Source organism: uncultured Tateyamaria sp. (assembly GCF_947503385.1).
Classification (GTDB): domain Bacteria; phylum Pseudomonadota; class Alphaproteobacteria; order Rhodobacterales; family Rhodobacteraceae; genus Tateyamaria.
In genome coordinates this window covers 183,644-207,516 of record NZ_CANNDO010000006.1, presented here as the reverse complement: position 1 = coordinate 207,516, position 23,873 = coordinate 183,644, and the positions used below count along the sequence as shown (strand labels likewise).

The 23,873-nt window shown below is 61.0% G+C and carries 25 protein-coding genes; 16 read left to right on the top strand and 9 right to left on the bottom strand.

The window, feature by feature from the left end:
- The first annotated feature begins 10 nt into the window (after positions 1-10).
- The 9 genes from Q1A85_RS18265 (at position 11) to phoB (ending at position 8,997) form a co-directional block, all read left to right on the top strand.
- Positions 11-280, top strand: a complete 270-nt coding sequence (locus Q1A85_RS18265) for a hypothetical protein (protein ID WP_299692867.1) — start codon at positions 11-13, stop codon at positions 278-280.
- Entirely contained in the window at positions 277-1,467 is a 1,191-nt protein-coding gene (locus tag Q1A85_RS18260; RefSeq protein WP_299692864.1) for an aminotransferase class I/II-fold pyridoxal phosphate-dependent enzyme, read from the top strand. Before Q1A85_RS18265 ends, Q1A85_RS18260 begins: the two co-directional genes overlap by 4 nt.
- A gap of 3 nt (positions 1,468-1,470) precedes the next feature.
- Entirely contained in the window at positions 1,471-2,526 is a 1,056-nt protein-coding gene (locus Q1A85_RS18255; RefSeq protein ID WP_299692861.1) for an ATP-binding protein, read from the top strand.
- 284 nt (positions 2,527-2,810) lie between these two features.
- Positions 2,811-3,851 (top strand): substrate-binding domain-containing protein, encoded by a 1,041-nt coding sequence (locus tag Q1A85_RS18250; protein ID WP_299692858.1) that lies wholly within the window; start codon positions 2,811-2,813, stop codon positions 3,849-3,851.
- Positions 3,852-3,959: 108 nt separating this feature from the next.
- Positions 3,960-5,435: a phosphate ABC transporter permease subunit PstC gene (gene pstC, locus Q1A85_RS18245; RefSeq protein WP_299692855.1), complete on the top strand. Its 1,476-nt coding sequence runs from the start codon at positions 3,960-3,962 to the stop codon at positions 5,433-5,435.
- Positions 5,435-6,769, top strand: a complete 1,335-nt coding sequence (pstA, locus tag Q1A85_RS18240; RefSeq protein ID WP_299692853.1) for a phosphate ABC transporter permease PstA — start codon at positions 5,435-5,437, stop codon at positions 6,767-6,769. Before pstC ends, pstA begins: the two co-directional genes overlap by 1 nt.
- Positions 6,770-6,779: 10 nt before the next feature.
- Positions 6,780-7,577, top strand: coding sequence for a phosphate ABC transporter ATP-binding protein PstB (pstB, locus tag Q1A85_RS18235; RefSeq protein WP_299692850.1), 798 nt, complete (start codon positions 6,780-6,782; stop codon positions 7,575-7,577).
- 11 nt (positions 7,578-7,588) lie between these two features.
- The gene (gene phoU, locus Q1A85_RS18230) at positions 7,589-8,302 is read left to right on the top strand and encodes a phosphate signaling complex protein PhoU (protein ID WP_299692847.1); all 714 of its coding nucleotides are present in this window, start codon (positions 7,589-7,591) and stop codon (positions 8,300-8,302) included.
- 5 nt (positions 8,303-8,307) lie between these two features.
- Positions 8,308-8,997: a phosphate regulon transcriptional regulator PhoB gene (phoB, locus tag Q1A85_RS18225; protein WP_299692843.1), complete on the top strand. Its 690-nt coding sequence runs from the start codon at positions 8,308-8,310 to the stop codon at positions 8,995-8,997.
- Here the strand turns inward: phoB and Q1A85_RS18220 are convergent, their stop codons facing one another.
- Positions 8,998-9,582, bottom strand: a complete 585-nt coding sequence (locus Q1A85_RS18220; RefSeq protein ID WP_299692840.1) for an SRPBCC family protein — start codon at positions 9,580-9,582, stop codon at positions 8,998-9,000. It abuts the gene before it with no gap.
- A gap of 224 nt (positions 9,583-9,806) precedes the next feature.
- Between Q1A85_RS18220 and Q1A85_RS18215 the strand changes: the two genes are divergently transcribed.
- Complete coding sequence (locus Q1A85_RS18215; protein ID WP_299692838.1) at positions 9,807-10,571, top strand: SDR family oxidoreductase; 765 nt, start codon at positions 9,807-9,809, stop codon at positions 10,569-10,571.
- On the opposite strand, the gene Q1A85_RS18210 is transcribed toward Q1A85_RS18215, so the two are convergent.
- Both Q1A85_RS18210 and Q1A85_RS18205 read right to left on the bottom strand, forming a co-directional pair.
- A complete protein-coding gene (locus Q1A85_RS18210) occupies positions 10,568-11,446 on the bottom strand; it encodes an acyl-CoA thioesterase II (protein ID WP_299692835.1) in 879 nt (292 codons plus the stop codon). The two genes, Q1A85_RS18215 and Q1A85_RS18210, sit on opposite strands and share 4 nt — an antisense overlap.
- Positions 11,447-11,458: 12 nt before the next feature.
- Positions 11,459-12,667 carry a serine hydrolase domain-containing protein gene (locus tag Q1A85_RS18205; protein ID WP_299692832.1) on the bottom strand — a complete coding sequence of 403 codons (1,209 nt, stop codon included), beginning with the start codon at positions 12,665-12,667 and terminating at the stop codon, positions 11,459-11,461.
- Positions 12,668-12,779: 112 nt separating this feature from the next.
- On the opposite strand from Q1A85_RS18205, the gene Q1A85_RS18200 reads away from it, so the two are divergent.
- Positions 12,780-13,538 carry a hypothetical protein gene (locus tag Q1A85_RS18200; RefSeq protein ID WP_299692829.1) on the top strand — a complete coding sequence of 253 codons (759 nt, stop codon included), beginning with the start codon at positions 12,780-12,782 and terminating at the stop codon, positions 13,536-13,538.
- A gap of 6 nt (positions 13,539-13,544) precedes the next feature.
- Here the strand turns inward: Q1A85_RS18200 and Q1A85_RS18195 are convergent, their stop codons facing one another.
- The 4 genes from Q1A85_RS18195 to Q1A85_RS18180 form a co-directional block, all read right to left on the bottom strand.
- Positions 13,545-14,570 (bottom strand): phosphotransferase family protein, encoded by a 1,026-nt coding sequence (locus Q1A85_RS18195; RefSeq protein ID WP_299692826.1) that lies wholly within the window; start codon positions 14,568-14,570, stop codon positions 13,545-13,547.
- Positions 14,567-15,565 carry a nitronate monooxygenase family protein gene (locus Q1A85_RS18190; RefSeq protein ID WP_299692824.1) on the bottom strand — a complete coding sequence of 333 codons (999 nt, stop codon included), beginning with the start codon at positions 15,563-15,565 and terminating at the stop codon, positions 14,567-14,569. Before Q1A85_RS18190 ends, Q1A85_RS18195 begins: the two co-directional genes overlap by 4 nt.
- A gap of 67 nt (positions 15,566-15,632) precedes the next feature.
- Entirely contained in the window at positions 15,633-16,829 is a 1,197-nt protein-coding gene (locus tag Q1A85_RS18185; RefSeq protein WP_299692821.1) for an acetyl-CoA C-acyltransferase, read from the bottom strand.
- A gap of 95 nt (positions 16,830-16,924) precedes the next feature.
- The gene (locus tag Q1A85_RS18180; RefSeq protein ID WP_299692818.1) at positions 16,925-17,749 is read right to left on the bottom strand and encodes an SDR family NAD(P)-dependent oxidoreductase; all 825 of its coding nucleotides are present in this window, start codon (positions 17,747-17,749) and stop codon (positions 16,925-16,927) included.
- A gap of 142 nt (positions 17,750-17,891) precedes the next feature.
- Here Q1A85_RS18180 and Q1A85_RS18175 point away from each other — a divergent pair, with 142 nt between their 5' ends.
- From Q1A85_RS18175 to Q1A85_RS18155, 5 genes are all read left to right on the top strand, one after another.
- Positions 17,892-18,896: an NADPH:quinone oxidoreductase family protein gene (locus Q1A85_RS18175; protein WP_299692815.1), complete on the top strand. Its 1,005-nt coding sequence runs from the start codon at positions 17,892-17,894 to the stop codon at positions 18,894-18,896.
- Complete coding sequence (locus Q1A85_RS18170) at positions 18,893-19,891, top strand: NADP-dependent oxidoreductase (RefSeq protein ID WP_299692812.1); 999 nt, start codon at positions 18,893-18,895, stop codon at positions 19,889-19,891. The genes Q1A85_RS18175 and Q1A85_RS18170 overlap by 4 nt, the downstream gene beginning before the upstream one ends.
- Positions 19,888-20,349 carry a MaoC family dehydratase gene (locus Q1A85_RS18165; RefSeq protein ID WP_299692809.1) on the top strand — a complete coding sequence of 154 codons (462 nt, stop codon included), beginning with the start codon at positions 19,888-19,890 and terminating at the stop codon, positions 20,347-20,349. The genes Q1A85_RS18170 and Q1A85_RS18165 overlap by 4 nt, the downstream gene beginning before the upstream one ends.
- Before the next feature lie 73 nt (positions 20,350-20,422).
- The gene (gene aroQ / locus Q1A85_RS18160; protein WP_299692808.1) at positions 20,423-20,866 is read left to right on the top strand and encodes a type II 3-dehydroquinate dehydratase; all 444 of its coding nucleotides are present in this window, start codon (positions 20,423-20,425) and stop codon (positions 20,864-20,866) included.
- A complete protein-coding gene (locus tag Q1A85_RS18155; RefSeq protein WP_299692806.1) occupies positions 20,863-21,612 on the top strand; it encodes a LuxR family transcriptional regulator in 750 nt (249 codons plus the stop codon). Before aroQ ends, Q1A85_RS18155 begins: the two co-directional genes overlap by 4 nt.
- A gap of 369 nt (positions 21,613-21,981) precedes the next feature.
- Here Q1A85_RS18155 and Q1A85_RS18150 read toward each other — a convergent pair whose 3' ends face one another.
- Entirely contained in the window at positions 21,982-22,965 is a 984-nt protein-coding gene (locus Q1A85_RS18150; protein WP_299692804.1) for an alpha/beta fold hydrolase, read from the bottom strand.
- Positions 22,966-22,975: 10 nt separating this feature from the next.
- Positions 22,976-23,851: a translation elongation factor Ts gene (tsf, locus tag Q1A85_RS18145; protein ID WP_299692802.1), complete on the bottom strand. Its 876-nt coding sequence runs from the start codon at positions 23,849-23,851 to the stop codon at positions 22,976-22,978.
- Positions 23,852-23,873: the final 22 nt, after the last annotated feature.

The window sequence follows — 23,873 nt, the reverse complement described above, 5'->3', positions numbered from 1 at the left end:
CGCAGTCGCCATGCTGGCGCGTGTGGAGGCGGTCATCCTGCGCCACGATCCTGGCGCGGGCGAGACCAAAGGGCGCGCCTATCCGGCATCCGTCTTTCACCACACACATCTGAAGGTCACGGTGTCGTTGTTGTCCAAGCCGCATCGCGGAGCTGCCTTTGTGGCCGCCTTGCAGGACGCCTTGCGCACTGATTTGGGCCGCGACCTGCCACGCCCCTGCTGGCTGAGCATCGACATCACCTTTAGCACGCCGAACTACCACACGGAGCTGCTGACATGAGCCGCAATGACAAGGGCACGCTCATCCGCCCCTTTGGCCTGCCGGACAGCGCCTCGCGCCCGGTGGTCACGCCATTGTCTCCGGCGGTGGTCTATGCCTCCGACACGCCGGACATGCTGGACGCGCAATATGATGGCGCGTTGTCGGGCTACACCTATAGCCGCGAAGGGCACCCAAACGCGGATGTCGTCGCTGCCCGTATTGACGCGCTCGAAGGGGCACCTCATCCGGGCATCATCACGTCATCCGGCATGGGGGCGGTTACGGCGGTTCTGCTTGGGCTGACAAAGGCGGGCGATCATGTGATCGGGGGCAACACGCTTTATGGTCGGTCACTGCGCATGATGACCGAAGATTTGCCGCGCCTTGGGATCGAAACCAGCCTTGTGGACCCCGGCAATGTGGATGCCGTGCGCGCGGCACTCCGGCCCGAGACGCGGCTGATCATGGTCGAGGTCGTATCGAACCCGACCCTGCGCGTGGCCGATATTCTGGGCATCGCGGCGCTGGCGCGGGAAAAGGGCGTGCTTCTGGTCATTGACAACACGTTCACCACGCCGCGCGCCTTCAAGGCCTATGACCACGGTGCGGACATCGTGATCCATTCCGTGACCAAACTGCTTTCGGGGCATTCAGACGTCATGCTGGGCTACGTGTCGGCCAAGGATGAGGCGATCAGCGACAGACTGCGGGTGTTTTCGGTGACCGCAGGCACAACCGGCAGCCCGTTCGATTGCTGGCTGGCGGAACGGGGATTGCTGAGCTTTGATTTGCGCTTTGACCGGGCGCAGGCCACTGCGGCGCAGTTGGCAGATCACCTGTCGACGTTGGATGGCGTGACACGCGTCCTTTATCCCGGTCGGCGCGATCACCCTGACCACCATCTGGCCGAGGCGCTGCTTAAGGGCCGGTATTGCACTATGGTCACCTTCGAACTGGACGGCGGGCGGGCCGAGGCCAATGCTTTTGCGCGCGGGGCCCAAGGCCTCAGCTTTGCGCCGACATTGGGCGACGTGGGCACGACGATCTCGCACCCGTTGTCGTCGTCCCACCGCGCCGTCGCACCGGAGGATCAAGCCGCCCTTGGCATGACCGAAGGGGTGTTCCGCGTGTCCGTTGGCCTTGAGGATGCAGAAGCGCTTTGCGCGGTCTTCAGCCAAGCGGTTGCCGCCGCGCGCACCGGCTGACCCATGGCTGATCCGCTGCTTGATCCCATCCTCGCGGCGATCCCGTTGCCCAGCCTCGCCATCAACAGTACGGAACGGATCGTCGCCGCCAATGCCGACGCGCTGACCCTGATCGGCCATCAGGCACGCGGCATGAACTATGTCACGATGCTGCGCCAGCCCATGCTGCTGGATGTGATCGAGGCGACGCTGTCCGACGGCCAGTCCCGCACCGCACGGTATCTGGGCAATGACGGTGCACAGGACACTACATACAAAGTCAGTTGCCGGGCCGTACCCGGCGCAGGTGCCGTCATCGCCACGTTCGAGGATATCACCCATGTCGAACAGGCCAGCCAGATGCGCCGCGATTTTGTCGCCAATGTCAGCCATGAACTGCGGACGCCGCTGACCGCGCTCATGGGGTTCATCGAAACGCTGCGCGGACCCGCACGCGAAGACAAGGCCGCCGCAGAACGGTTTCTGGATATCATGCAGGTCGAGGCGGAGCGGATGAACCGTTTGGTCGGCGACCTGATGTCCCTCAACCGTGTGGAAAGCGACGAACGCGTACGGCCCACAGAAACGGTGGTCCTCAACGATGTGCTGGATTCGACGCTACGCACGCTCAAACAACTGGCCGACGAGGCAAGCGTCACGCTTGAGCCGCAGTTCGGAGACCAACAGGTGCGGTTGTCTGGCGACGCGGATCAGCTCAAGCAGGTTTTCACCAACTTGGTCGAAAACGCGATCAAATATGGCGGGGCAGGGGGGCGCGTGACCCTGCGCATGACATATACTGATCGCGAGCCTGCGTTGCGCGCGCCGGGCGTGCGGGTGCAGGTGGTGGATTATGGGCCGGGCATTGATCCGGTCCACCTGCCGCGCCTGACGGAACGGTTCTATCGCGGGGATGATCACCGCAGTCGGGCCTTGGGTGGAACGGGCCTTGGGCTGGCCATCGTCAAGCATATCATCAACCGGCACCGTGGCCGTCTGCGGGTGGAAAGTGATCTGGGACAGGGCGCGACATTTACGGTGATCCTGCCCGCGCACAGCCTGTCCGAACGCGCCGATTAAGTCCAAACCGCCCAATTGATTCTTCGATTGTCATGGTTTTGTGGCCTTGGAGCGGGAAGGGGGCCGCGTTTTGCGCACGGACGCCAGCAAGCCCGAATAAGGGGAGCGAATTCATTTCAATGACTTACCGGACAAATCTCTGACCTTTTCCATGATCTGAACCACGCCAGCCCATTGTCATACAGCTGTTACAAACCTGTCACAAAAGCTCAGCGTGCGTCGCCTAGACGGTGCATCAAGATCCTCATGGGGGGGATCACTTAAAAATCGTACAGGAGACATTCATGTCCTTTGTGAAACTCACCACATCGGCGTTGGCACTGACAGCAATGGCTGCCACATCCGCTGTGGCGCGTGACCAGGTTCAGGTCGCAGGTTCGTCCACCGTTCTGCCCTACGCATCGATTGTGGCCGAAGCCTTTGGCGAAAACACCGACTTCCCGACACCGGTTGTGGAATCGGGCGGCTCTTCGGCGGGTCTCAAGCGCTTTTGCCAGGGTGTGGGCACCGAACACACGGACATCGCAAACGCGTCTCGCGCCATCCGCGACAAAGAGATCAAGGCATGTGCCGAAAACGGCGTGACCGACATCATCGAAGTGCGCATCGGGTATGACGGCATCGTGTTTGCCAGCCAGATCGACGGCCCCGCCTATACCGCATTTACGCAATCTGACATTTTCAACGCTCTGGCCCCCAAGGTGATGGTGGACGGCGCGCTGGTGGACAACCCGCACACCAAATGGTCCGACTTCAATGCCGACCTGCCTGACGCGGAAATCCTCGCCTTTATCCCCGGCACCAAGCACGGCACACGTGAAGTGTTCGAGGAAAAAGTCGTTGCCGTCGGCTGCGAAGAAACCGGTGCCATGGCCGCGATGATCGAAGCGGGCATGTCCGAGGACGACGCCGAAGACGCCTGTCTCGAAGTGCGCACGGATGGCCGTTCGGTTGACATCGACGGCGACTATACCGAAACGCTGGCCTCCATCGACGCCAACGCAAACGCCATCGGCGTGTTCGGCCTCGCGTTCTATGAGAACAACACCGACAAGCTCAAAGTGGCGACAATGGCGGGTGTGACACCGTCCACCGAAACCATCTCGACCGGCGAATACCCGGTGTCCCGTCCGCTCTACTTCTATGTGAAGAAGGCGCATATCGGCGTGATCCCGGGCCTCAAGGAATTTGCACAGTTCTTCGTTGCAGATGAACTGGCCGGTCCCGACGGTCCTTTGGCCGCGTATGGTCTGGTGTCCGACCCCGAACTGGCCGTGACACAGGCGGCTGTTGCTGACGAAAAGGTCATGGGCGGCGGCAGCTAAGCCCTTCCCATGAAACGATGATACGAAACTGGGCGGCACATCAAAGGGTCGCCCGGTTTTACGTTCCGACCCGCACGCAGAGGCGCGTCGAGAGACCTTGGGGGAAATATGCCGATCTTATGGCTGTTGCTGATCGTTCTGGCCATTTCGGCCGTGGGATACGTTGTCGGACGCAGGCGGGCGCTGGCGAGTGTGGGCCATGACGGGCGTGCGCTGCATTCCTTGCCGGTCTATTACGGGGCCAACGCGTTTTTGAAAGCGATCGTGCCTGCGGCGGGTGTTGTCCTTGTGTGGTTGCTGGCGCAACCGCTCTTTGTTGACAACCGTGTCTCGCAAATGATCCCCGACAGCGAAATCCGCGAAGGATCATCGCGCGGCCTGCTGATGTCCGAGGTGCGCCGCACGGCGGACGGGATTGGCAACGCCGTGCGGGCCGGTGTGCTCGACGATGATCTGGCGCGCGATCCGGGCGCAAATGCCGAAGACATGACAGCCACGCTCAAAGAGGCGGGGCAGGTCGTCACCAGCAACATCACCCAGCCTGTGTTGAACGCAGCACAGGCCTATCGCAGCATGATTGAACGGTCGAACGTGCTGATGACCATTGCTGCCATCGCTGTTGCGATTGCAGGCGGGGCATGGGGTGTCATGCAAAGCAGCGGAACCTTCCGTGCGCGCAATGTGGTGGAGCAGGGCGTGCTGGCCCTGCTGATCGCTGCGGCCTCGGTCGCGATTCTGACCACTATCGGCATCGTTTTGTCGTTGGTCTTTAATACGGTAGAGTTTTTCCGCCTTTATCCCGCATCCGACTTTTTTACCTTGCTCGAATGGGCGCCGAGCTTTTCGGGGCGTGGCGGCGCATCAAGCCTTGGGATTATTCCGCTGCTGTGGGGCACGTTCTATATCTCGCTCGTGGCGCTGCTGGTTGCTGTCCCCGTGGGGCTGTTCGCAGCGATCTATCTGTCGGAATACGCCACACCGCGCGTGCGTGGCATCGCCAAGCCGCTGCTGGAAATCCTCGCGGGCATCCCCACGATTGTTTACGGCCTCTTTGCCCTGCTCACCATTGGCCCGCTTTTGCTGAGCGTGTTTGGCGACAGCACTGGTCTGGGCTGGATGCAAGGCCAGCGCGCCGTTCTGACAGCGGGCATCGCCATGGGCATTATGTTGATCCCCTTTGTCAGTTCTCTCAGCGACGACATTATCAACGCCGTACCGCAAGCAATGCGCGACGGATCATACGGTCTGGGTGCCACCAAATCCGAAACGATCAAGCAGGTTGTGCTGCCCGCAGCCTTGCCGGGCATCGTAGGGGCCATCCTGCTGGCCGCGTCCCGCGCCATCGGCGAGACCATGATCGTGGTGCTGGGGGCAGGGGCCGCCGCGCGCCTGTCGCTTAACCCGTTCGAGGCGATGACCACCGTTACCGCCAAAATCGTGAGCCAGTTGACCGGTGACAGCGACTTTGCCTCGCCCGAGGCGCTTGTGGCGTTTGCCTTGGGCATGACGCTGTTCCTAATGACACTCTGCCTCAATGTCTTCGCCCTCTACATCGTGCGCAAATACAGGGAGCAATATGACTGATGTCTGATGCAGCCATGGACACCTCCGGCGCCGCGCCGCAGCCCACGAAATCCCTGATGACCGAGGATGCGCGTACCAAGAAACGCAATGCCTCCGAACGGCGGTTCCGCTACTACGGCATTGCCGCAATCGGCACGGGCCTCTTTTTCCTGATTGCCCTGCTGACCGCCATCCTGACGGCTGGCATCCCTGCCTTCCGACAGGCGGTGGTCGAAATTCCGTTTACCATGACGCAAGAGCAATATGACGAGGCCGAGGCGGCCATGCTCAAGACGGGCATATATACCGGCTATTTCATCGACGGTCTGTCTGCGGAAATGAAGGAACGCGGCGTTGACATTGAATTTGACAAGGCCGCTGTCGACCGTCTTTTGGGCAAGGTTGGCGGTCAGCTGCGCGCCTATTACCGCGACAACGAAGACCAGTTGGGCCAGCCCATCGGCTTCGAGGTTGCTGCCTCCAGCCGCGTGGACCGCTACCTCAAAGGCACGTTCACGCGCGGTGATCTGGTCGAGGGCAACCGTTTCTTTATGCCCGAGGATTTTGACCTGATCGACGCTATGCGCGATGCAGGGATCGTGAAACAGGTGTTCAACTGGACCTTTATCACAGGGGTGGACACAGGCGTCGACAACCCCGGCGGGGCCGGGATTGGTGCATCAGTGCTGGGGTCGTTCTTTATGATGCTTGTGGTGCTGGTGCTGGCGCTGCCTATCGGCGTTGCCGCGTCCATCTACCTTGAGGAATTCGCACCCAAAAACCGGTTCACGGACCTGATTGAGGTCAACATCTCGAACCTCGCCGCGGTGCCGTCGATTGTGTTTGGTATTCTGGGCCTTGCCGTCTTCATCCAATTTGCGCACCTGCCGCAATCAGCGCCGCTGGTGGGCGGGCTTGTGCTGACCCTGATGACGCTTCCGACGATCATTATCTCGACCCGCGCGTCATTGAAGGCGGTGCCGCCGTCGATCCGCGATGCGGCCCTTGGTGTCGGGGCCTCGAAAATGCAGGCGGTGTTTCACCACGTGCTGCCGCTCGCCGCGCCCGGCATTCTGACGGGTACAATCATCGGTCTGGCGCAGGCTCTGGGTGAAACCGCGCCGCTCTTGCTGATCGGCATGGTGGGGTTTGTCGCGCGCTATCCGGAGGCGCTGATTGACGGGTTTCTGGAACCAAACTCGGCTGTGCCTGCGCAAATCTACAACTGGGCGGCCCGTTCCGACGCCGTGTTTACCGAAAAGGCGTGGGGTGGCATCATCATCCTGCTGCTGTTCCTGATAACGATGAATACCATTGCCGTGATCCTGCGGCGCCGCTTTGAACGCCGCTGGTAGGGGCAAGCCCATGAACGACATGAGAATTGTGGAGAGAGACGTGGAGTCGAGCGAAACCAAGATCGCTGCGCGCAAGGTGCAGGTCTATTACGGCGACAACCACGCCATCAAGGATGTGGATGTGGACATCGCGGACAAAACCGTGACCGCATTCATTGGCCCGTCAGGCTGTGGTAAGTCAACTTTTCTGCGTTGTCTCAACAGGATGAACGACACAATTGACATTTGCCGGGTCGAGGGGGACATCCTGATCGACGGTGAAGACATCTATGACAAGCGCATTGATCCGGTGCAGCTGCGCGCCAAGGTCGGCATGGTGTTTCAGAAACCCAACCCGTTCCCCAAGTCGATCTACGATAACGTGGCCTACGGCCCCAAGATCCACGGTCTGGCCAGGAACAAGGCCGACCTTGACCAGATCGTTGAAAACGCATTGCGGCGCGGTGCCATCTGGGACGAGGTGAAAGACCGGCTTGATGCCCCCGGCACGGGGCTTTCTGGTGGTCAGCAGCAGCGCCTCTGCATTGCGCGTGCCGTCGCGACCGAACCCGAAGTGTTGTTGATGGACGAACCCTGTTCGGCGCTTGATCCTATTGCCACGGCGCAGGTCGAAGAGTTGATTGACGAGTTGAAACAGAACTACTCGGTTGTGATCGTCACGCATTCCATGCAGCAAGCCGCGCGTGTCAGTCAGAAAACCGCGTTCTTCCACCTCGGTAACCTCGTTGAATATGGCGAGACCGGACAAATCTTTACCAACCCGGTGGACCCGCGCACCGAAAGCTACATCACGGGCCGGATCGGGTAGGGGGCAGAGACATGCAAGACCAACACATCGCCTCGGCCTTTGATCGGGACCTTGAGGCCATTCAGGCACAGATTATGAAAATGGGCGGCCTCGTCGAAAACGCGATCATGGAGGCTGCAATCAGCCTCGAGACCCGTGACGAGGAACGCGCCGAAGCTGTGCGGCGCGCCGACAAGACCATTGACGCGCTCGAAGAGCAGATCAACGAAGAGGCCGCGCGCGTCATTGCGCTGCGTGCCCCCACGGCGATCGACCTGCGTTTGGTGCTGTCCATCATGAAGGTGAGCGCCAACCTCGAACGCATTGGAGACTATGCAAAAAATATGGGCAAGCGGACATCCGTTCTGGCCCAGATGGCACCTGTAAACGACAGTGCCGGTGCGCTGCGCCGCATGGCCCGCGAGGTCGAGCGGATGCTCAAGGACGCGCTGGATGCCTATATCGCTCGTGACGCCGAACTGGCGCAGGACGTGATTGACCGGGACGAAGAGGTCGATCAGATGTACAATGCGCTTTTCCGCGAATTCCTGACCTTTATGATGGAAGACCCGCGCAACATCACCGCCTGTATGCATTTGCATTTCATCGCAAAAAACATCGAACGGATGGGCGATCATGTGACGTCCATCGCAGAACAGGTTGTCTACCTGGTGACCGGGTCCATTCCGGATGAAAGCCGCCAAAAGGCGGACAAAACCTCCGTTACCAACATCACGCCGGAGTAGATGCAATGTCCGCCGATCAGCCCCGTGTTCTGGTTGTCGAAGACGAGCCCGCACAACGCGAAGTGCTGGCCTACAATCTCGAAGCCGAAGGGTTCGCCGTCAGCCGTGCGCAAAACGGTGAAGAAGCGTTGTTGCTGGTGGATGAGGATCTGCCGGACATCATTGTCCTTGATTGGATGATGCCGCATCTGAGCGGGATCGAAGTGTGCCGCAGGCTGAAAATACGGCCCGAGACGCGCAATATCCCCGTCATCATGCTTTCCGCGCGCTCCGAAGAAGTCGACAAAGTGCGCGGGCTGGAAACCGGCGCGGATGATTACGTGGTCAAACCATACTCTGTTATCGAATTGATGGCGCGCGTGCGGTCGCAACTGCGGCGCGTGCGCCCATCGACGGTCGGACAGCGGCTGGAGTTTGACGATATTGTCCTTGATGCCGAAAGCCACAAGGTCACGCGCGGACCGGACATCCTCAAACTGGGCCCGACAGAGTTTCGACTGCTGAGCACATTCATGGAAAAACCGGGCCGGGTCTGGAGCCGCGAACAGCTTTTGGATCGTGTCTGGGGCCGCGATATTTATGTCGATACGCGGACCGTTGACGTGCATATTGGACGGCTGCGCAAGGCGTTGACGCAATTCGGTGGTGGCGATCCGGTGCGGACAGTGCGTGGGGCAGGGTACGCGTTGGGCTGATCACTGTTGCGCTTGAAACGCGGCGTCCAGACCGGCCAGTCCACCTTCCATGAACGGTTCGAAATCGTTGTTCAGGAACCGTCGGATGAATGGCCGGGCAAAGAAGGCATTGGGCGCGATATTGTAGCGCCAGACGATCTCGGCGCCGTCGTTTACTGGCCTGACATGAAACTCGCCGTATATGTGATTGATAAAGCGACCAGAACCGGTCTGTACGTCCCAGATTCGATAGGTGAATTCCGTATCTGTGCTGGTCAGAACACGCTCTAATACCGCGCCACCACCGTCCAGGGACACACGCCGGACGCTGCCGGGTTCCCCCCAAGGCTCCTTGAGCACTTCAACGGATTCAATGGCTGGGATTCGGTCCGTCGGTTCCAGATAGTCTGTGATCGGTTTTGCGCGAAAGAACGCCCATGCGGTCCCGGTATCTGTTGGCAGGAACAGCACTTCTTCGTTGGTGAGATATGTGCTTTGCGTTGCAAGCTCAGGGGGTTGCGGTAGATTGGTGAGCTCATTGGCCCATGTGATCTGTGCCAGTCCCAATGCCAAGGCAATTGCGATCAATCCTGTTGGTCGGTTCATGTTCGGCTCCTTATTGTACGAATATCGTAACAAATGGGAGCGCCAGCCGGAATTGCAATGGGTTTCTACGATGCACCTGCTTTGTGCGGCGCACTGTATAAAATATTACATAATGTGGATTATAAGAAATCTCGATAGATTCTCCGGCCATGTCCGTACAGTGGAATCATTGCCCCCACCGGACACCAGCGCCATGCTGCGTAGACCAGAGGAGCGCGCGCAGCATGGATGTATCAGGCAAGACCGTCGCAATAACCGGCGCGGCACAAGGCATCGGCGCAGCTTTGGCGCGCGCGGCCCATCACCATGGCGCCAAATCCGTCGCCTGCCTTGATGTCGACGACACAAAGGCACAGCAAGTCGCACACCGAATCAACGGCCTAGCCGTTAAAGTTGATGTCGGCGACGAGGCTGATCTGACACGCGCCATCGACACAGTCGAGGCGCAGCTGGGACCCATTGACCTGTTCTGTTCAAACGCGGGCGTTCTGACGTCAGGCGGTGTTGCGTTGCCCGATGACACATGGGACCGCATGTGGCGCATCAATGTCATGTCCCATGTCTGGGCCGCGCGCCGCCTTATCCCCGGCATGATCGAACGTGGCGGCGGTCATCTGCTCAACACGGCGTCCGCTGCGGGGGTGCTGAATCAGATCGGCTCGGCACCCTACGGTGTGACCAAACACGCCGCTGTGGGATTGGCGGAATGGTTGGCGATGACCCATGGCGATGACGGGATCGGCGTGTCCTGCCTGTGCCCCCAAGGCGTGCGCACCCCGATGATCAAAGGTCACGAGGACCACGCAGCTGCCGCTGATGGTATCCTTGAGCCCGAGGAGGTGGCCGAAGCCGCCATCCAAGGCATCAAGGACGGCGTTTTCTTGATTCTGCCGCACGAAAAAGTGCGTGATTACATGGCTCTAAAGGCCAATGATTACGAAAGATGGCTGGGTGGGATGCGCAAACTGAACCGCGGATATCACGACTAGGCACCCTGCCCGCGTGGCTCCGCCGGACGCATCAGACCCTCTTGGGCGACGGACGCAATCAGCCGCCCGTCTCGGTCGTAAATCTTGCCACGATTAAACCCGCGTCCGTTGCCGGCCCATGGGCTGTCCATGGTGTACAGATGCCAGTCGCTGAACGCGGCAGGCGCATGGAACCACATCGCGTGATCAAGGCTGGCCGCCATGACTTTGCCGGTGAACCAGGTCTGCCCATGCGGGCGCAGCGCAGTCCCCAGCAGGTTCAGATCAGACGCATAGGCCAGCAGGCAATGCTGCAATTCAGGGGCGATGCCCTGTGCTGCGGCCATGCGAAACCAAAGATGTGACACATCATCCGCTGGCGGCGGTGTAAAGAAATCGCGGGGCGCCACTTCGCGAATGTCGATGGGGCGCGGACGCAGGAATTCTTCGTGATACTTTTCGGGAATATGCTCCACCACGGCGGCCCGTAGTGTGCCCCGGTCCGCCAACCCATCCGGTCCCTCGACCTCGGGCATGGGATGCTGATGCGCCCAGCCGCTTTCCTGCACGTGGAACGATGCGGACATGTTCAGAATTTGCCGCCCGTGCTGGATCGCCACAACGCGCCGTGTTGTGAAACTGCCCCCGTCACGCGCGCGGTCCACCTGATAGACCACCGGCACTTCGGGATCGCCGGGGCGGATGAAATAGGCGTGCAGCGAATGGCATAGCCGGTCTTCGACCGTGCGATAGGCGGCGGCCAGCGCCTGACCGATCACCTGCCCGCCAAAAATACGGGTCGATGTCTCGCCCCCCTGCCCGGTGCCGCGAAACAGGTCCACCTCGAGCCGTTCAACGGCCAGCAGGTCCAGCAATGTCTGATGTGCGTCTGTCATGGCCCTTGCCTGTCACATCAGCGCGCCATGCACCAGCGCCTTGAGTTCTGCACGCGCCGGAGTGGCCGATGATGGGCTGAGCTGGGTGAACAGGACGGCCGATATGTCGTGTACCGGATCAATCCAGAAGAATGTGGACGCCATGCCACCCCAACTGAAATCGCCCACGGACGACGGCACGCGGCTGCGCGCAGGGTCCAGAACCACCGCGCCACCAATGCCGAACCCGACGCCGTCCATGGGCTGTTCGGCAAAGCTGGACGGTCCGAGGCTGGCGATGTCACCGGGCAGATGGTTCGACAGCATAAAGCGGACGGTCGAGGGTGACACCAGCCCCTGCCCGCCTTGTCGCAGGCATTCGGCAAAGCGCATGTAATCGTCAATTGTACCTGTCAGCCCGCCACCGCCGCTGAAACAGGTCGTGCGGCGAAAGGGCGACGCTGCGGCCTCGTCAACCACGCGCAATGTGCCTGGAACGGGTGCTGCGGCGTTCAGGTCCATCGCGTTGCCTGCAAGCGGTGTATACAGCGTCGCAAAACGGTCGAGCAGCGCATCGCTGACGGCAAATCCAGTCTCCGACATGCCCAGCGGACCTAACACACGGTCCTGAAACACTGTGTCCAACGACTGACCTGTGACACTTTCGATCACCCGCCCGATCACGTCGATGCCGACGGAGTATTCCCAGCGCGCGCCCGGCGCAAAGGCCAACGGAAGCGTGGCCAACAGATCGCACTGTGCCGCCAATGTGCCCGCCTGTGGCTTGAACAGCAGGTCGCGCGCCTCCATCTCCCGGCCTAGCACACCGGGGTTGAACGGGTAGCTCAGGCCCGATTGATGCGTCAGCACCTGATGCAATGTCGGCACCGCACAGGGTTCTGTGTCCTCGACGCTCGTGGCACCGGGTCGCAAGGCGCGCGGGTTGCCAAAGGCGGGCAAGACACGGGACACAGGCGCATCCAGATGCACCCTGCCCTCCTCGACCAGCATCATCAGGATCAAAGACGTGATCGGCTTGGTCATCGAATAGATGCGTGCCACCGTATCACGGGCAAAGTGCGCGCCGCTGTCCAGATCACGCACACCGGCGTCGTCATAATACACTTCGCGACTGTGCTGGTAGATGAGAACCGACAATCCGGCAAAGCGGCGCGTGTCCACGCAGCGCGCTGCCCAATCGGTGATGCGGCCCAGCCGCGCGGGATCAAGTGTATTTGCCATATCCGCCACATTACGCCAGTTGATGCGCGTGCCAAGCCCGGCCTCGCGCGACAAACAGATGCGCCATGCTCTGCCCTGTTCAATAAGCGCGGCAGTGATTAAACCCAGCCTCATGACACGCTCGAAAATAGCCCTCGTTTTCTCCGGCCAGCCGCGATCTGCGCATCTGTCTTATGAGTTTTATGCGCGCAATCTGTTGAACGACCATGATGTGGATGTGCTGGGATGCTTTTGGCGGTCAGACACACCTGTTGATTTCGGCGATTGGACGTTCGACACCTTAGAATGGCTTGATCCGGCCCCGTTTGCTGCAGAACACGCGGGAATTCTGGCATATTATTCAAAAACACATAGCGCACATTTTCCCGCTGAGAACGCGCTGTTCATGCTGCAATGCCTGTCTGCATCCTGGGGGCTGGTGCAAAAGCCGTATGATTTTGTGATCCGGGCGCGAACAGACTTTGCGCTGAACCGGTCCTTTGACTTTGGCACCATGGAGCGTGGCAAGATCTATCAACCAAATTCGGAGAAACGCGCGGGTGCGATTTCCGGGAACGACCAGTTCGCCATCGGCTCACCAAAGGTGATGCAGGTCTACATGTCCGCCATAACGTCAGCCCGCGCCTTCGTGGCAAGCGGGGACCACGTGGCAGGCGAACACCTCATTGATTTTCATCTCAAACACAGCGGGTTTTCAGCGGATGATGTCGTAGCTCTTGATATGAACGACCCGTTTCCACCCTCGGGCATCGACGTCATGCCAAATTCATTGCTCCGCGGGGACTACGCGACATGGCGCGGCATCAGCCACGCACGCCAACGCCGCACCCTGCGCGAAAGGCTCCGCCGGGCCGTGGCCAAGCTGTGGTAGCAGGCGTCAGCCGTCCAATGCGCGCAATCCGCTGGACGCAAACAGCGGCACATATGCCCCAAGCTGCATCGCCCGTTCGGGGTTGGACGCATTGCCGTCCAGCGCACGTTTCAGAACCCCCTGAATGATGGCCCCCATACGGAAAAAGCAGAACGCGACGTAGTAGCCGAAATTGTCGATCCGTTCGATGCCCCTGCGCGCGCAATAGGCTTTGAGGAATGCGCCATCCGACGGCAGCCCCAATGATGCCCGGTCCACACCCGCCAGACCACGCCCTTCACGCCCGGGTGGCAACTGCCATTGCATGATGACGGATGCGAGGTCTGCGTATGGGTGGCCGATCGTGCTCAACTCCCAATCCAGAACCGCCAGACAGCGCGTTCCGGTTGCGGCAAAAATCATGTTGTCGATCCGGTAGTCGCCATGCACCAGCGTGCGTTGCCCATCATCCTCGGGCATCTCTGCATCCAGCCGGTCGATCAGCGCATTCATATCCCCAATGTCCTGGGTTTCCGAGGCGCGGTACTGCTTGGTCCAGCGTCCCACCTGCCGGGCCAGATAGTGACCGGGGGGGCCGTAATCGCTAAGGCCAACCGCGTCGATGTCCACTTCGTGCAAAGCGGCCAGAACCCGGTTCATATCATCGATCACGGCACCGCGGTCCGATGGCTCCAGCCCGTCCAGCGTCGGTTCGTTAAAGTTTCGCCCCACGACGTGATCCATCACGTAAAACGCGGACCCGATGACCGATCTGTCCTCGCAAAGCAAATGCATATGCGCAACGGGCACGTCCGTCCCGGCCAGTGCCTTTTGCACGCGGTATTCCCGCTCGACCGCGTGGGCGGATTTCAAAAGCTGGCCGGGCGGCTTGCGCCGCAGCACATAATCACCCGCAGCGGTGTGCAGCCGGAATGTCGGGTTTGATTGCCCTCCCGCGAACTTGGTCGCCGTCACCGGCCCGTCAAAGCCTGGCAACTGGTCACGGAGGTAAGCGCGCACAGCGTCCGTATCCAACATCTGTGCGTCACTCATGGCGTTTCTCCGAATGTGCGGCACAACGCATCCCCGGCAGCGGCGTATTCCTCCGCAATCCGGTCGACCAGAGCGGCCACCGGTGCGCGCGCTTTGACCACGCCAATGCCCTGCCCTGCGCCCCAGATTGTCTTCCACGCCTTGGGTTTGGAGGACCCCGAAGCGAAATCCATCGACGCTGCATCGGCGGTGGGCAGATTGTCCGGGTCCATGCCCGCAGCCTCTACCGAGCCGCGCAGATAGTTACCCCACACGCCAGTAAAGAGCGAAGAATAAACGATATCCTCGGCACCGCTGTCGACGATCATGTCCTTGTACCCCGCATCAGCATTGGCCTCGTCCGTCGCAATAAAGGGTGAGCCGACATAGCCGAAATCAGCCCCCATCGCGCGTGCGGCAAGCAGGGATTGGCCGGTGGCGATTGCCCCCGACAAGGCCAGCGGGCCGTCGAACCAGCTTCGGATCTCCTGAACCAGGGCAAACGGCGATTGCTGGCCAGCGTGTCCCCCCGCTCCGGCCGCGACGGCCACAAGGCCATCCGCGCCCTTGGCAATGGCCTTGCGGGCAAAGGTGTCGTTGATGACGTCATGCAGGACCACACCGCCGCAACTGTGCGCGGCCTCATTCACCTCGACCCGCGCGCCAAGGCTGGTGATCCACAAAGGCACTTTGTGACGCACGCAAATCTCCAGATCCCGTTTCAGCCGCGCGTTGGACCGGTGCACGATTTGGTTCACCGCAAAGGGCGCGGCAGGCCGGTCCGGGTGCGCCTGATTGTGCCGGTCCAGTTCCTCCGTGATCTGCGTCAGCCACGCATCCAGCAAGGGCGGCGCCCCTTCGGGTTCACGCGCATTCAACGCCGGAAATGACCCGATGATACCGGCCTTGCATTGCGCAATGACCAGTTCGGGCACCGAAATGATGAACAGGGGGGCTGCAATCATGGGCAAGCGCAGCCCGCGCAAGGCCTGCGGCAGATGGCTGTCATCTCTCATACGTGCCGTTCCCCTGCTTCTTCTCTTTTCAAATACTCATCTCTGGACATTTCCACCGGGATCACGCTCACAATACCTCGAACAGCCCCGCAGCCCCCATGCCACCGCCCACGCACATTGTGCAAACAACATATTTCGCGCCCCGCCGTTTCCCTTCGATCAATGCATGGCCAACCATCCGCGCGCCGGACATGCCATAGGGGTGACCGATCGAGATGGCGCCCCCGTTCACATTCAAAAGATCATCCGGGATGCCCAGCCTGTCGCGACAATACAGCACCTGCACCGCAAAGGCCTCGTTCAGTTCCCACAGGTCGATGTCATCCATGGTCAGCCCATGCGCCTTGAGCAGTTTTGGTACGGCAAAGACCGGACCGATCCCCATCTCGTCGGGCTCGCAGCCCACTGCCACAACGCCCTTGCAGCGCCCCAGCGGGCTCAGCCCTTTGCGCGCGGCGGTTGCGGCCTCCATGACAACGCAAGCTGACGCGCCGTCGGACAGCTGGGATGCGTTTCCGGCTGTAATGAACTGGCCCTCCGCGATGTGGATTCCGTCGGCAAAGACCGGCTTCAGCCCGGCGAGGCTTTCCAGCGTGGTGCCGGGCCGGTTGCCTTCATCTTCGGTCAGCATGACCATCTGCTGTTCGACCTCACCGGTGTCGGGGTTTTTGGCCATAACGACGGAGGGCATCGGCTCGATTTCATCTGCGAACTTGCCCGCCTGTTGGGCGGCGGCAGTGCGGTCCTGCGACTGAACCGCATACGCGTCCATCGCCTCGCGGGTGATGCCATAGCGCGCGGCCACGGTCTCGGCCGTTTCAAGCATTGACATATAGATCTCGGGCTTGCGGTCCTTGAGCATGGGATCTGCTGCTGCGCGCATCTCGGGCGTCTGCACAAGCGACACGGATTCCACCCCGCCCGCCACCATGATGTCGACACCATCATGGGCCACCTGTTTGCAGGCGGTGGCAATGGCCATCATCCCGCTGGCGCATTGCCGGTCAACGCTCATCCCTGCCGTGGTCACCGGCATCCCGCCCCGCACCGCCGCCTGCCGCGCAATATTGCTCGCCTGATGCCCTTGCTGGAGCGCCGCGCCCAAGATCACATCCTCAACCTCGGCGGGCTCCAGCCCGGCCCTGTCCACCGCATGGGCAATCACATGCGCGGCCAGCGTTTGCGGTGGCATGGCCTGAAACGCGCCGCGATAGGCTTTGCCGATAGGCGTGCGAACGGTGGAGACGATGACGGCGTCGCGCATGAGATATGTCCTTTTTTGGTGGTGCGGGCAGGACTGGGGCGCTGCCCCAGACCCCGGAGTATTTTACAAAAGAAGAAGGGGGATCGGGGGCGGCGTCAACTCTCGAAAGCGGCACGAAAGAGGTTTGGGCCCGACATCACCTGCACGCCGCCAGAGACGGGCAGGACCGCACCAGTAAGATAGGCACCTCCCATGCCACACAGGAACTGCACGCAGCCTGCGATGTCCTCGTCCCGGCCCACGCGGCCCAAGGGCACATCCGCCCCCACCTTGGCGCGGGTGTCCGCGTCGGCGGTCGCAAAGGCGGTCATCTTGCTGACAAAGGGTCCGGGCGCCAGCGCATTGACGGTGACGTGGTGCGGGGCCAGTTCCTTGGCCATGATTTTCGTCAGATGCAAAACGGCCGCCTTCGATGCCGCGTAGCTGTACGCACCGTCACCCAAAGGCGCTTCACCCATCACGGAGCCCACATTCACAACGCGCGCCGGGTCGTCGGATGTGCTGGAGGCGATCAGGGTCGGCAGCAGCGCCTGGGTCAGGTGAAAGAGCGCCGCGACATTCACGTTCATCACCTTTTCCCACGCTGCGTGCGGAAACTGACCCAAGGGCGCGCCCCAGGTGACGCCGGAATTGTTCATCAGGATGTGCAGCGCGTCCGTGCGGCCCTGCACTTCGGTCACCAGTGTCGCGATGCCGTCTTCGGTGCTGAGATCGGCGGCAAAGCCCTCTGCGCTTCCCTGCGCATCCATGGCGTTCAGCGCATCCGCAGCCTCGCTGCAGGCCGCCCCGTTGCGGCTGGCGATGAGCACGCGCGCGCCCGCCGCCACAAGCCCCGTGGCCGCCATCCGCCCTATTCCAGTGGCGCCACCTGTGACCAATGCCACTTTACCCTCAAGTGAAAACAGTGTGTTGGGGTCCATAGTTCATCCTCCCTGATGTGCCTGCTGCCGTCACGTCGCCAAGCGACCCGCTTTACAGCCCTGCCCGCTGGGGCGCAGGATGCAACCAAAGGTGCGGGACGTACACCCCGTTCCCGTGACGTCATGACAAGGGAGGGACGCAATGCACGCCATGCTGAGCACGGACCCCGGCGGGCCGGATACGCTGGAATGGACCGAAGGTCCGACGCCTGAACCCAAATCAGGTGAGGTGCGGATAGCGATTCACGCGGCGGGTGTGAATTTTCCCGACACGCTGATCATTCGCGACCTCTACCAGATCAAACCACCGCGCCCCTTTGCCCCCGGCGGCGAAGTGGCGGGCGTTGTGGAGGCTGTGGGTGCCGGTGTCGACGCACTTGCCATTGGTGATCGGGTGCTGGCCATGACCGGCTTTGGCGGCTTTGCCACCCACCTGTGCGCGCAGGCCAGTGCCTGCGTTCCGCTGCCCGATCACATGCCCTTCGACACCGCCGCCTGTTTTCTGTTCACCTACGGCACGTCCCACTATGCGCTCAAGGACCGTGGTCAGATTGCGCCCGGAGAAACGCTGCTGATCCTTGGGGCAGCGGGCGGTGTCGGCGCTGCGGCGATCGAGCTGGGCAAGGCTGCGGGCGCGCGGGTCATTGCCGCCGTCAGTTCCGAAGACAAAGCCGCGTTCTGCCGCGATCTGGGTGCGGATGAAACTCTGATCTACCCGCGCGAGATGGACCGCGCCGCGCAAAAGACGCTGAGCGCAGAGATCAAGCGGCTGGCAGGCCCGGACGGTGTCAACGTCGCCTATGACGCCGTGGGCGGCGCCTATGCAGAGCCTGTGATACGCTCCATGGCGTGGGGCGGGCGCTATCTGGTTGTCGGATTCCCCGCTGGCATTCCGTCAATCCCGCTGAATCTCGCCCTGCTGAAATCGTGCCAGATCGTGGGCGTGTTCTGGGGGGCGTCCATCTATCGGGACCCTGCGGCACATGCGCAAAATGTGCAGGAACTTTTTGCCCTCTACGCCAAAGGTGCCATCGCCCCCCACATATCCGCGCGCTTCCCCATGCAGGACGCCGCACAGGCGCTTGACCTTGTGGCCGCGCGCAAAGCCATGGGCAAGATTGTCCTGATCGTAGGAGACACCGCATGAACCGCCAGATCGTCGTCACCCACCTGCCCGAAGGCGCGCTGGGGTCTGAACATTTTGAGCTACAGGACGTCGCCCGGCCTGTCCCCGGACCCGGCGAGGCGCTGTTGCGCGTGATTGTGATGAGCATCGATGCGGCCAACCGCAGCTGGTTGCAGGGCGCAACCTACCGCGATGCGGTCAAGGCTGGGGATGCCATGCCGACCTACGCCATATGCGAAGTGGTCGAGAGCCAATCGCCGCGCCTGAGCGCGGGTGATCTGGTCGCCGCTGAGGCGGTCTGGGCCGACCATGTGGTGCGCCCGGCCCACAAGCTCCAGAAGCTGCCCAAGGTTCAGCCCCTGACCCACCTGCTGAGCGTTTACGGTATCGCGGGCAAGACGGCGTTTCACGGGCTGATGCAGATCGGTCAGCCTCTGGCGGGCGAAACCATCGTTGTGTCTGCCGCCGCCGGATCGGTGGGCGGCTATGTGGGACAGATCGGCAAGGCGCTGGGGTGCCGTGTCGTGGGCATTGCGGGCGGGCCTGAGAAATGCGCTCATGTGACGGGCGAACTGGGCTTTGACGCCTGTGTCGACTACCGCGCGGGCGGCGTGTTCAAAGCGCTGCGCGCCGCCTGCCCCGAAGGCGTTGACGTCTATTTCGACAATGTGGGCGGCGGCATTCTTGAGGCGACGCTGAACCTGATGAACGAACGCGGCCGCGTTGTGTGCTGCGGCGCGATCAGCCAGTACGACACCACCACCCCCACCGGTCCGCGCAATCTGCCTGGCGTGGTCGTGGTCAAGCGGCTGCGGATGGAGGGGTTCATCGTCATGGATTTTGCGCGGGATGATGCCAAGGCACAGCGCGCTCTGCAAACTTGGGTCGCCAGCGGCCAGATCAAGGTGACTGAGGATGTGATGGACGGTTTGGAAAGCGCTCCTGCCGCGCTGATCGGTCTGTTGGCCGGTGATAATACCGGCAAGCGCATGGTGCGTGTGGGCCCCGATCCATGACGCCACGCGACGCGGCACTTGCCGATTTGCAGGCGCGCATCGGGACGCGTTTTGGACCGTCCGCATGGATAGAGGTGGATCAGACGATGATCGACCGCTTTGCCGAGGTGACGAAAGACGATCAGTTCATTCATATCGACCCGGAACGCGCAGCGCAGACGCCTCTGGGCGGCACCATTGCACATGGTTTCCTGACACTCAGCCTCGCCAGCCGTTTTGACTATGACTGTTTCGAGGACCTGCCGGGACAAAGCATGGGCATCAACTACGGCTTTGACCGGCTGCGGTTTCTGGCCCCGGTGCGGCCGGGCCAGCGAGTGCGCGGGCAGTTCACCCTCAAACGTGCCGAGGCGCGAGGTGAAGATGGGTTGATGCGCACTGTGACGCTCGAGATCGAGATTGACGGTGCGGATAAACCGGCGCTTGTTGCCGATTGGCACGCTTTGATCCTGTTTTGAACAGGCCTCACGCAATGCTGGACAGACCCTGCCCCCGCCCGCTAACAGACGAGAGACAAAAGGAATTATCACCATGCCTTCGATCCTCGTCCTGAACGGTCCCAACCTGAACCTGCTTGGCCTGCGCGAGCCGGACATCTACGGGGCCACCACATTGGCCGAGGTCGAGGCGGACGTGATCGCTTATGGCGCAGGCAAAGGGGTCAACGTGACCTGCCAACAGTCCAACCAAGAGGGCGCACTGGTCGATGCCATTCACGCAGCACGCGGCACCCATGACGGCATCATCCTGAATGCGGGCGCCTACACGCACACGTCAATTGCACTGCGCGACGCCATCGCGGGCACGCAAGTGCCCACGGTCGAACTGCATCTCAGCAATATCCACGCCCGCGAGAGCTTTCGGCATCACAGCATGATCGCGCCTGTGGCGGTGGGTATGATTTGCGGCTTTGGCGCAGCCGGGTATAGTCTGGCACTGGACGCCATCATTGGTCACTTGGGGGAGACTGGATGAAAAGCTATCTGCACAGGCTGGCGAATTACCAAACGGTTCAGGACCTTTGGGAAGCGCACACAGCCAAAATGGCGGAGTATGGCTTTGACCGGCTCATCTACGGCTTTACCCATTACCGGTCCGGCGTTTCGCTCGGAGATCCCGAAGACTTTGTGATCCTGACCAATCACGATCAGGATTATATGAATGTTTTCATAGGTGAACAGCACTATCTTCATGCGCCTATGGTGAATTGGGCGCTCAACAATGAAGGAGCGGGAAGCTGGAGCGTGCTGGGCGAGATGCGCCAAGCCGAGACACTTACCCCGCAAGAGTTGCGCGTTCTGGCCTTTAATGTCTCGATGGGCGTCAAAGCCGGTTACACGATCAGCTTCAAGGCCATCTCTGCCCGGTCCAAAGGGGCGATTGCCCTGACCGCCCGCGAAGGCATGAGTCAGGAAGAGGTGGATGCCATGTGGGAAGAACATGGCAATGACATCCAGTTGATGAACAATATCGCACATCTCAAGATCCTCACCCTGCCCTACGTGTCGCCCAAACGGGTACTCACCCGGCGTCAGCGCGAAGCGCTGGAATGGGTGGGGGATGGCAAGACGATGCAGGATATTGCAGTGCTTATGGGGCTGACCTCCGCCACGGTTGAAAAGCATCTGCGCCTCGCGCGCGAGGCGTTGGCGGTGGAAACAACTGCGCAAGCGGTGCTCAAGGCGGCCTTTGCCAACCAGATGTTCATTCTTGAGGCGTAAGCCTTTGGTTTCATTTCCAGATCCGGCCTAGCGGCCTCTGATTCCGCAACGCGGATGACCGCAATTGTGTCACCCGACCCGTGTCAGATGGCATTTTTTGTCCAACGGGTAAGGAATCCCGGACTTTCGAAATCCGGCCAAAAAAGCGAACCTGTAACAGTTCCGTGAGTGGTGGCTTTGGCCAGGGAACATAGAGCCCGACCTGCCGTGATTTCGGTGGCTCTCGGGATCTGTTCCGGGTTTTACCCGAACCGGCCTACTTGTGTATTGATCCGCAAGTGGGTCGGACCTAGCGTCCGTCTGTCTCATCCCCGTGGCAAGGACGCCGACTAAGGCGGGATCGCGACCCCAAACGTGATCCCGCCGACCTCACCCAACCAAAAGCATTTGGTCTGTTGCGGCGCGAATGGCTGTGGTCATCTCTGCTTCCAGTGCCGAATGTGTTGTGCCGTCAAGGATCTGCAAGCGGGCGGCAGGCCAAGCCGCGTTCAACATCCATGCCGCACGCAAAGGGCAGGATGGGTCAAACCGGCTGTGAATCATGTGACACGGTATATGTGCAATACGACCGACCTTTTGCAAAAGCGCATCCGGCGCCAGCCACGCCCCATGCGCGAAATAGTGCGTGACCACCCGCGCAAAGCCTAAGCGAAATGCAGGATCGGCGAATCGCGACCCGGGCCTATCAATATCGCCCCCAAAAATGCCCACCTCCCACGCGCACCATGCATCCGCTGCCGCTTGTGCCGTTGCCGGATCGCGCAAAAGCGCGGCGTAAGCAGCAATGCGGTCCGGTGTATGGACAGGGTCCGCGTCCACCGGGACATGGTCTGCAAAATCGGCATAGGCTTCGGGGAAAACATTTCCGATATCTCCGTACAGCCATTGCAAATCGCGTGGCGCTGTTGTCGCAACCCCGGCCAGGATCATCGCGGATACCCGACCGGGGTGCGCCTGCGCATATGCCATGGCGAGGGTCGTGCCCCATGATCCACCAAAGATCACCCAGCGATCCACGGACAGATGATTACGTAATCTTTCAATATCATCAATGAGATGCGCGGTTGTGTTAAACTCAAGCGCTGCCAGATCGTGCCCCGCCCACGGACGGCTGCGCCCACATCCGCGCTGGTCCAGCAATGTCACCCGGTAACGGCTCAGATCGAACAGATCGTAGTGTCCCGGCACGCATCCCGATCCCGGACCACCGTGGAGGACCAGCGCATCGCGCCCCTGCCCGCGCTGCTCGAACCACAGCGTATGCCCGTCCCCGACATCCAGCACCGGCCCAAACCCCTCATCGCCACGAAAAACGGCGTGCCCCGCAAGGCACGCCGTTAGATAGTCGAACAAGGGGAAGATGTCAGCCTTGCGCTGCTTTCGCAACTTCGGCGGCAAAGTCTTCTTTTTCGACCTCGATACCTTCGCCCACTTCGAGACGGGCAAAACCAGTGATGGTGGCACCCGCTTCTTTGGCTGCGGCTTCGACGGTCAGGTCGGGGTTCACCACGAATTGCTGGTTCAATAGGGTCGATTCGGCGACAAACTTCTTCATCCGGCCCACAATCATCTTCTCGATCACCTGCTCGGGCTTGCCGCTTTCACGGGCGATATCCATCTGGACCTGCTTTTCCTTTTCGACCACGGCAGGATCCATGTCCGCCTCGGACAGGGCGGCGGGGTTCACAGCGGCGATATGCATCGCCACCTGCTTGCCAAACGCCTCATCTCCGCCATCCATGGCAACCAGAACGCCGATCTTACCCATGCCTGCGGTCGCCGCGTTGTGGACGTAAGAGACGACCGTACCGCCCGACAGCTTGGCCATGCGGCGCACGGACATATTCTCGCCAATGGTGGCGATCTTGTCGGTCACGACATCAGCGACGGTTTTGCCGCCCATATCGGCAGCCACCAGCGCGTCCACATCATCGACACCCAGTGCGGCTTTGGCGATGCCTGCGACCATCTCTTGGAATTCGGCGTTCTTGCCGACAAAGTCGGTTTCCGAGTTCACCTCGACCGCGACACCAGTGCCACCGTCCACGACGACGGCCACAAGGCCCTCAGCCGCAGTGCGGCCCGACTTCTTGGCGGCCTTGGCCAGACCTTTGGTGCGCAGCCAGTCCACGGCGGCTTCCATGTCGCCATCCGTTTCGGTCAGCGCTTTTTTCGCGTCCATCATGCCTGCGCCCGTGCTGTCGCGCAGTTCTTTCACCAATGCTGCTGTGATTGCCATCTCTCGGCTCTCCTCAAATAGG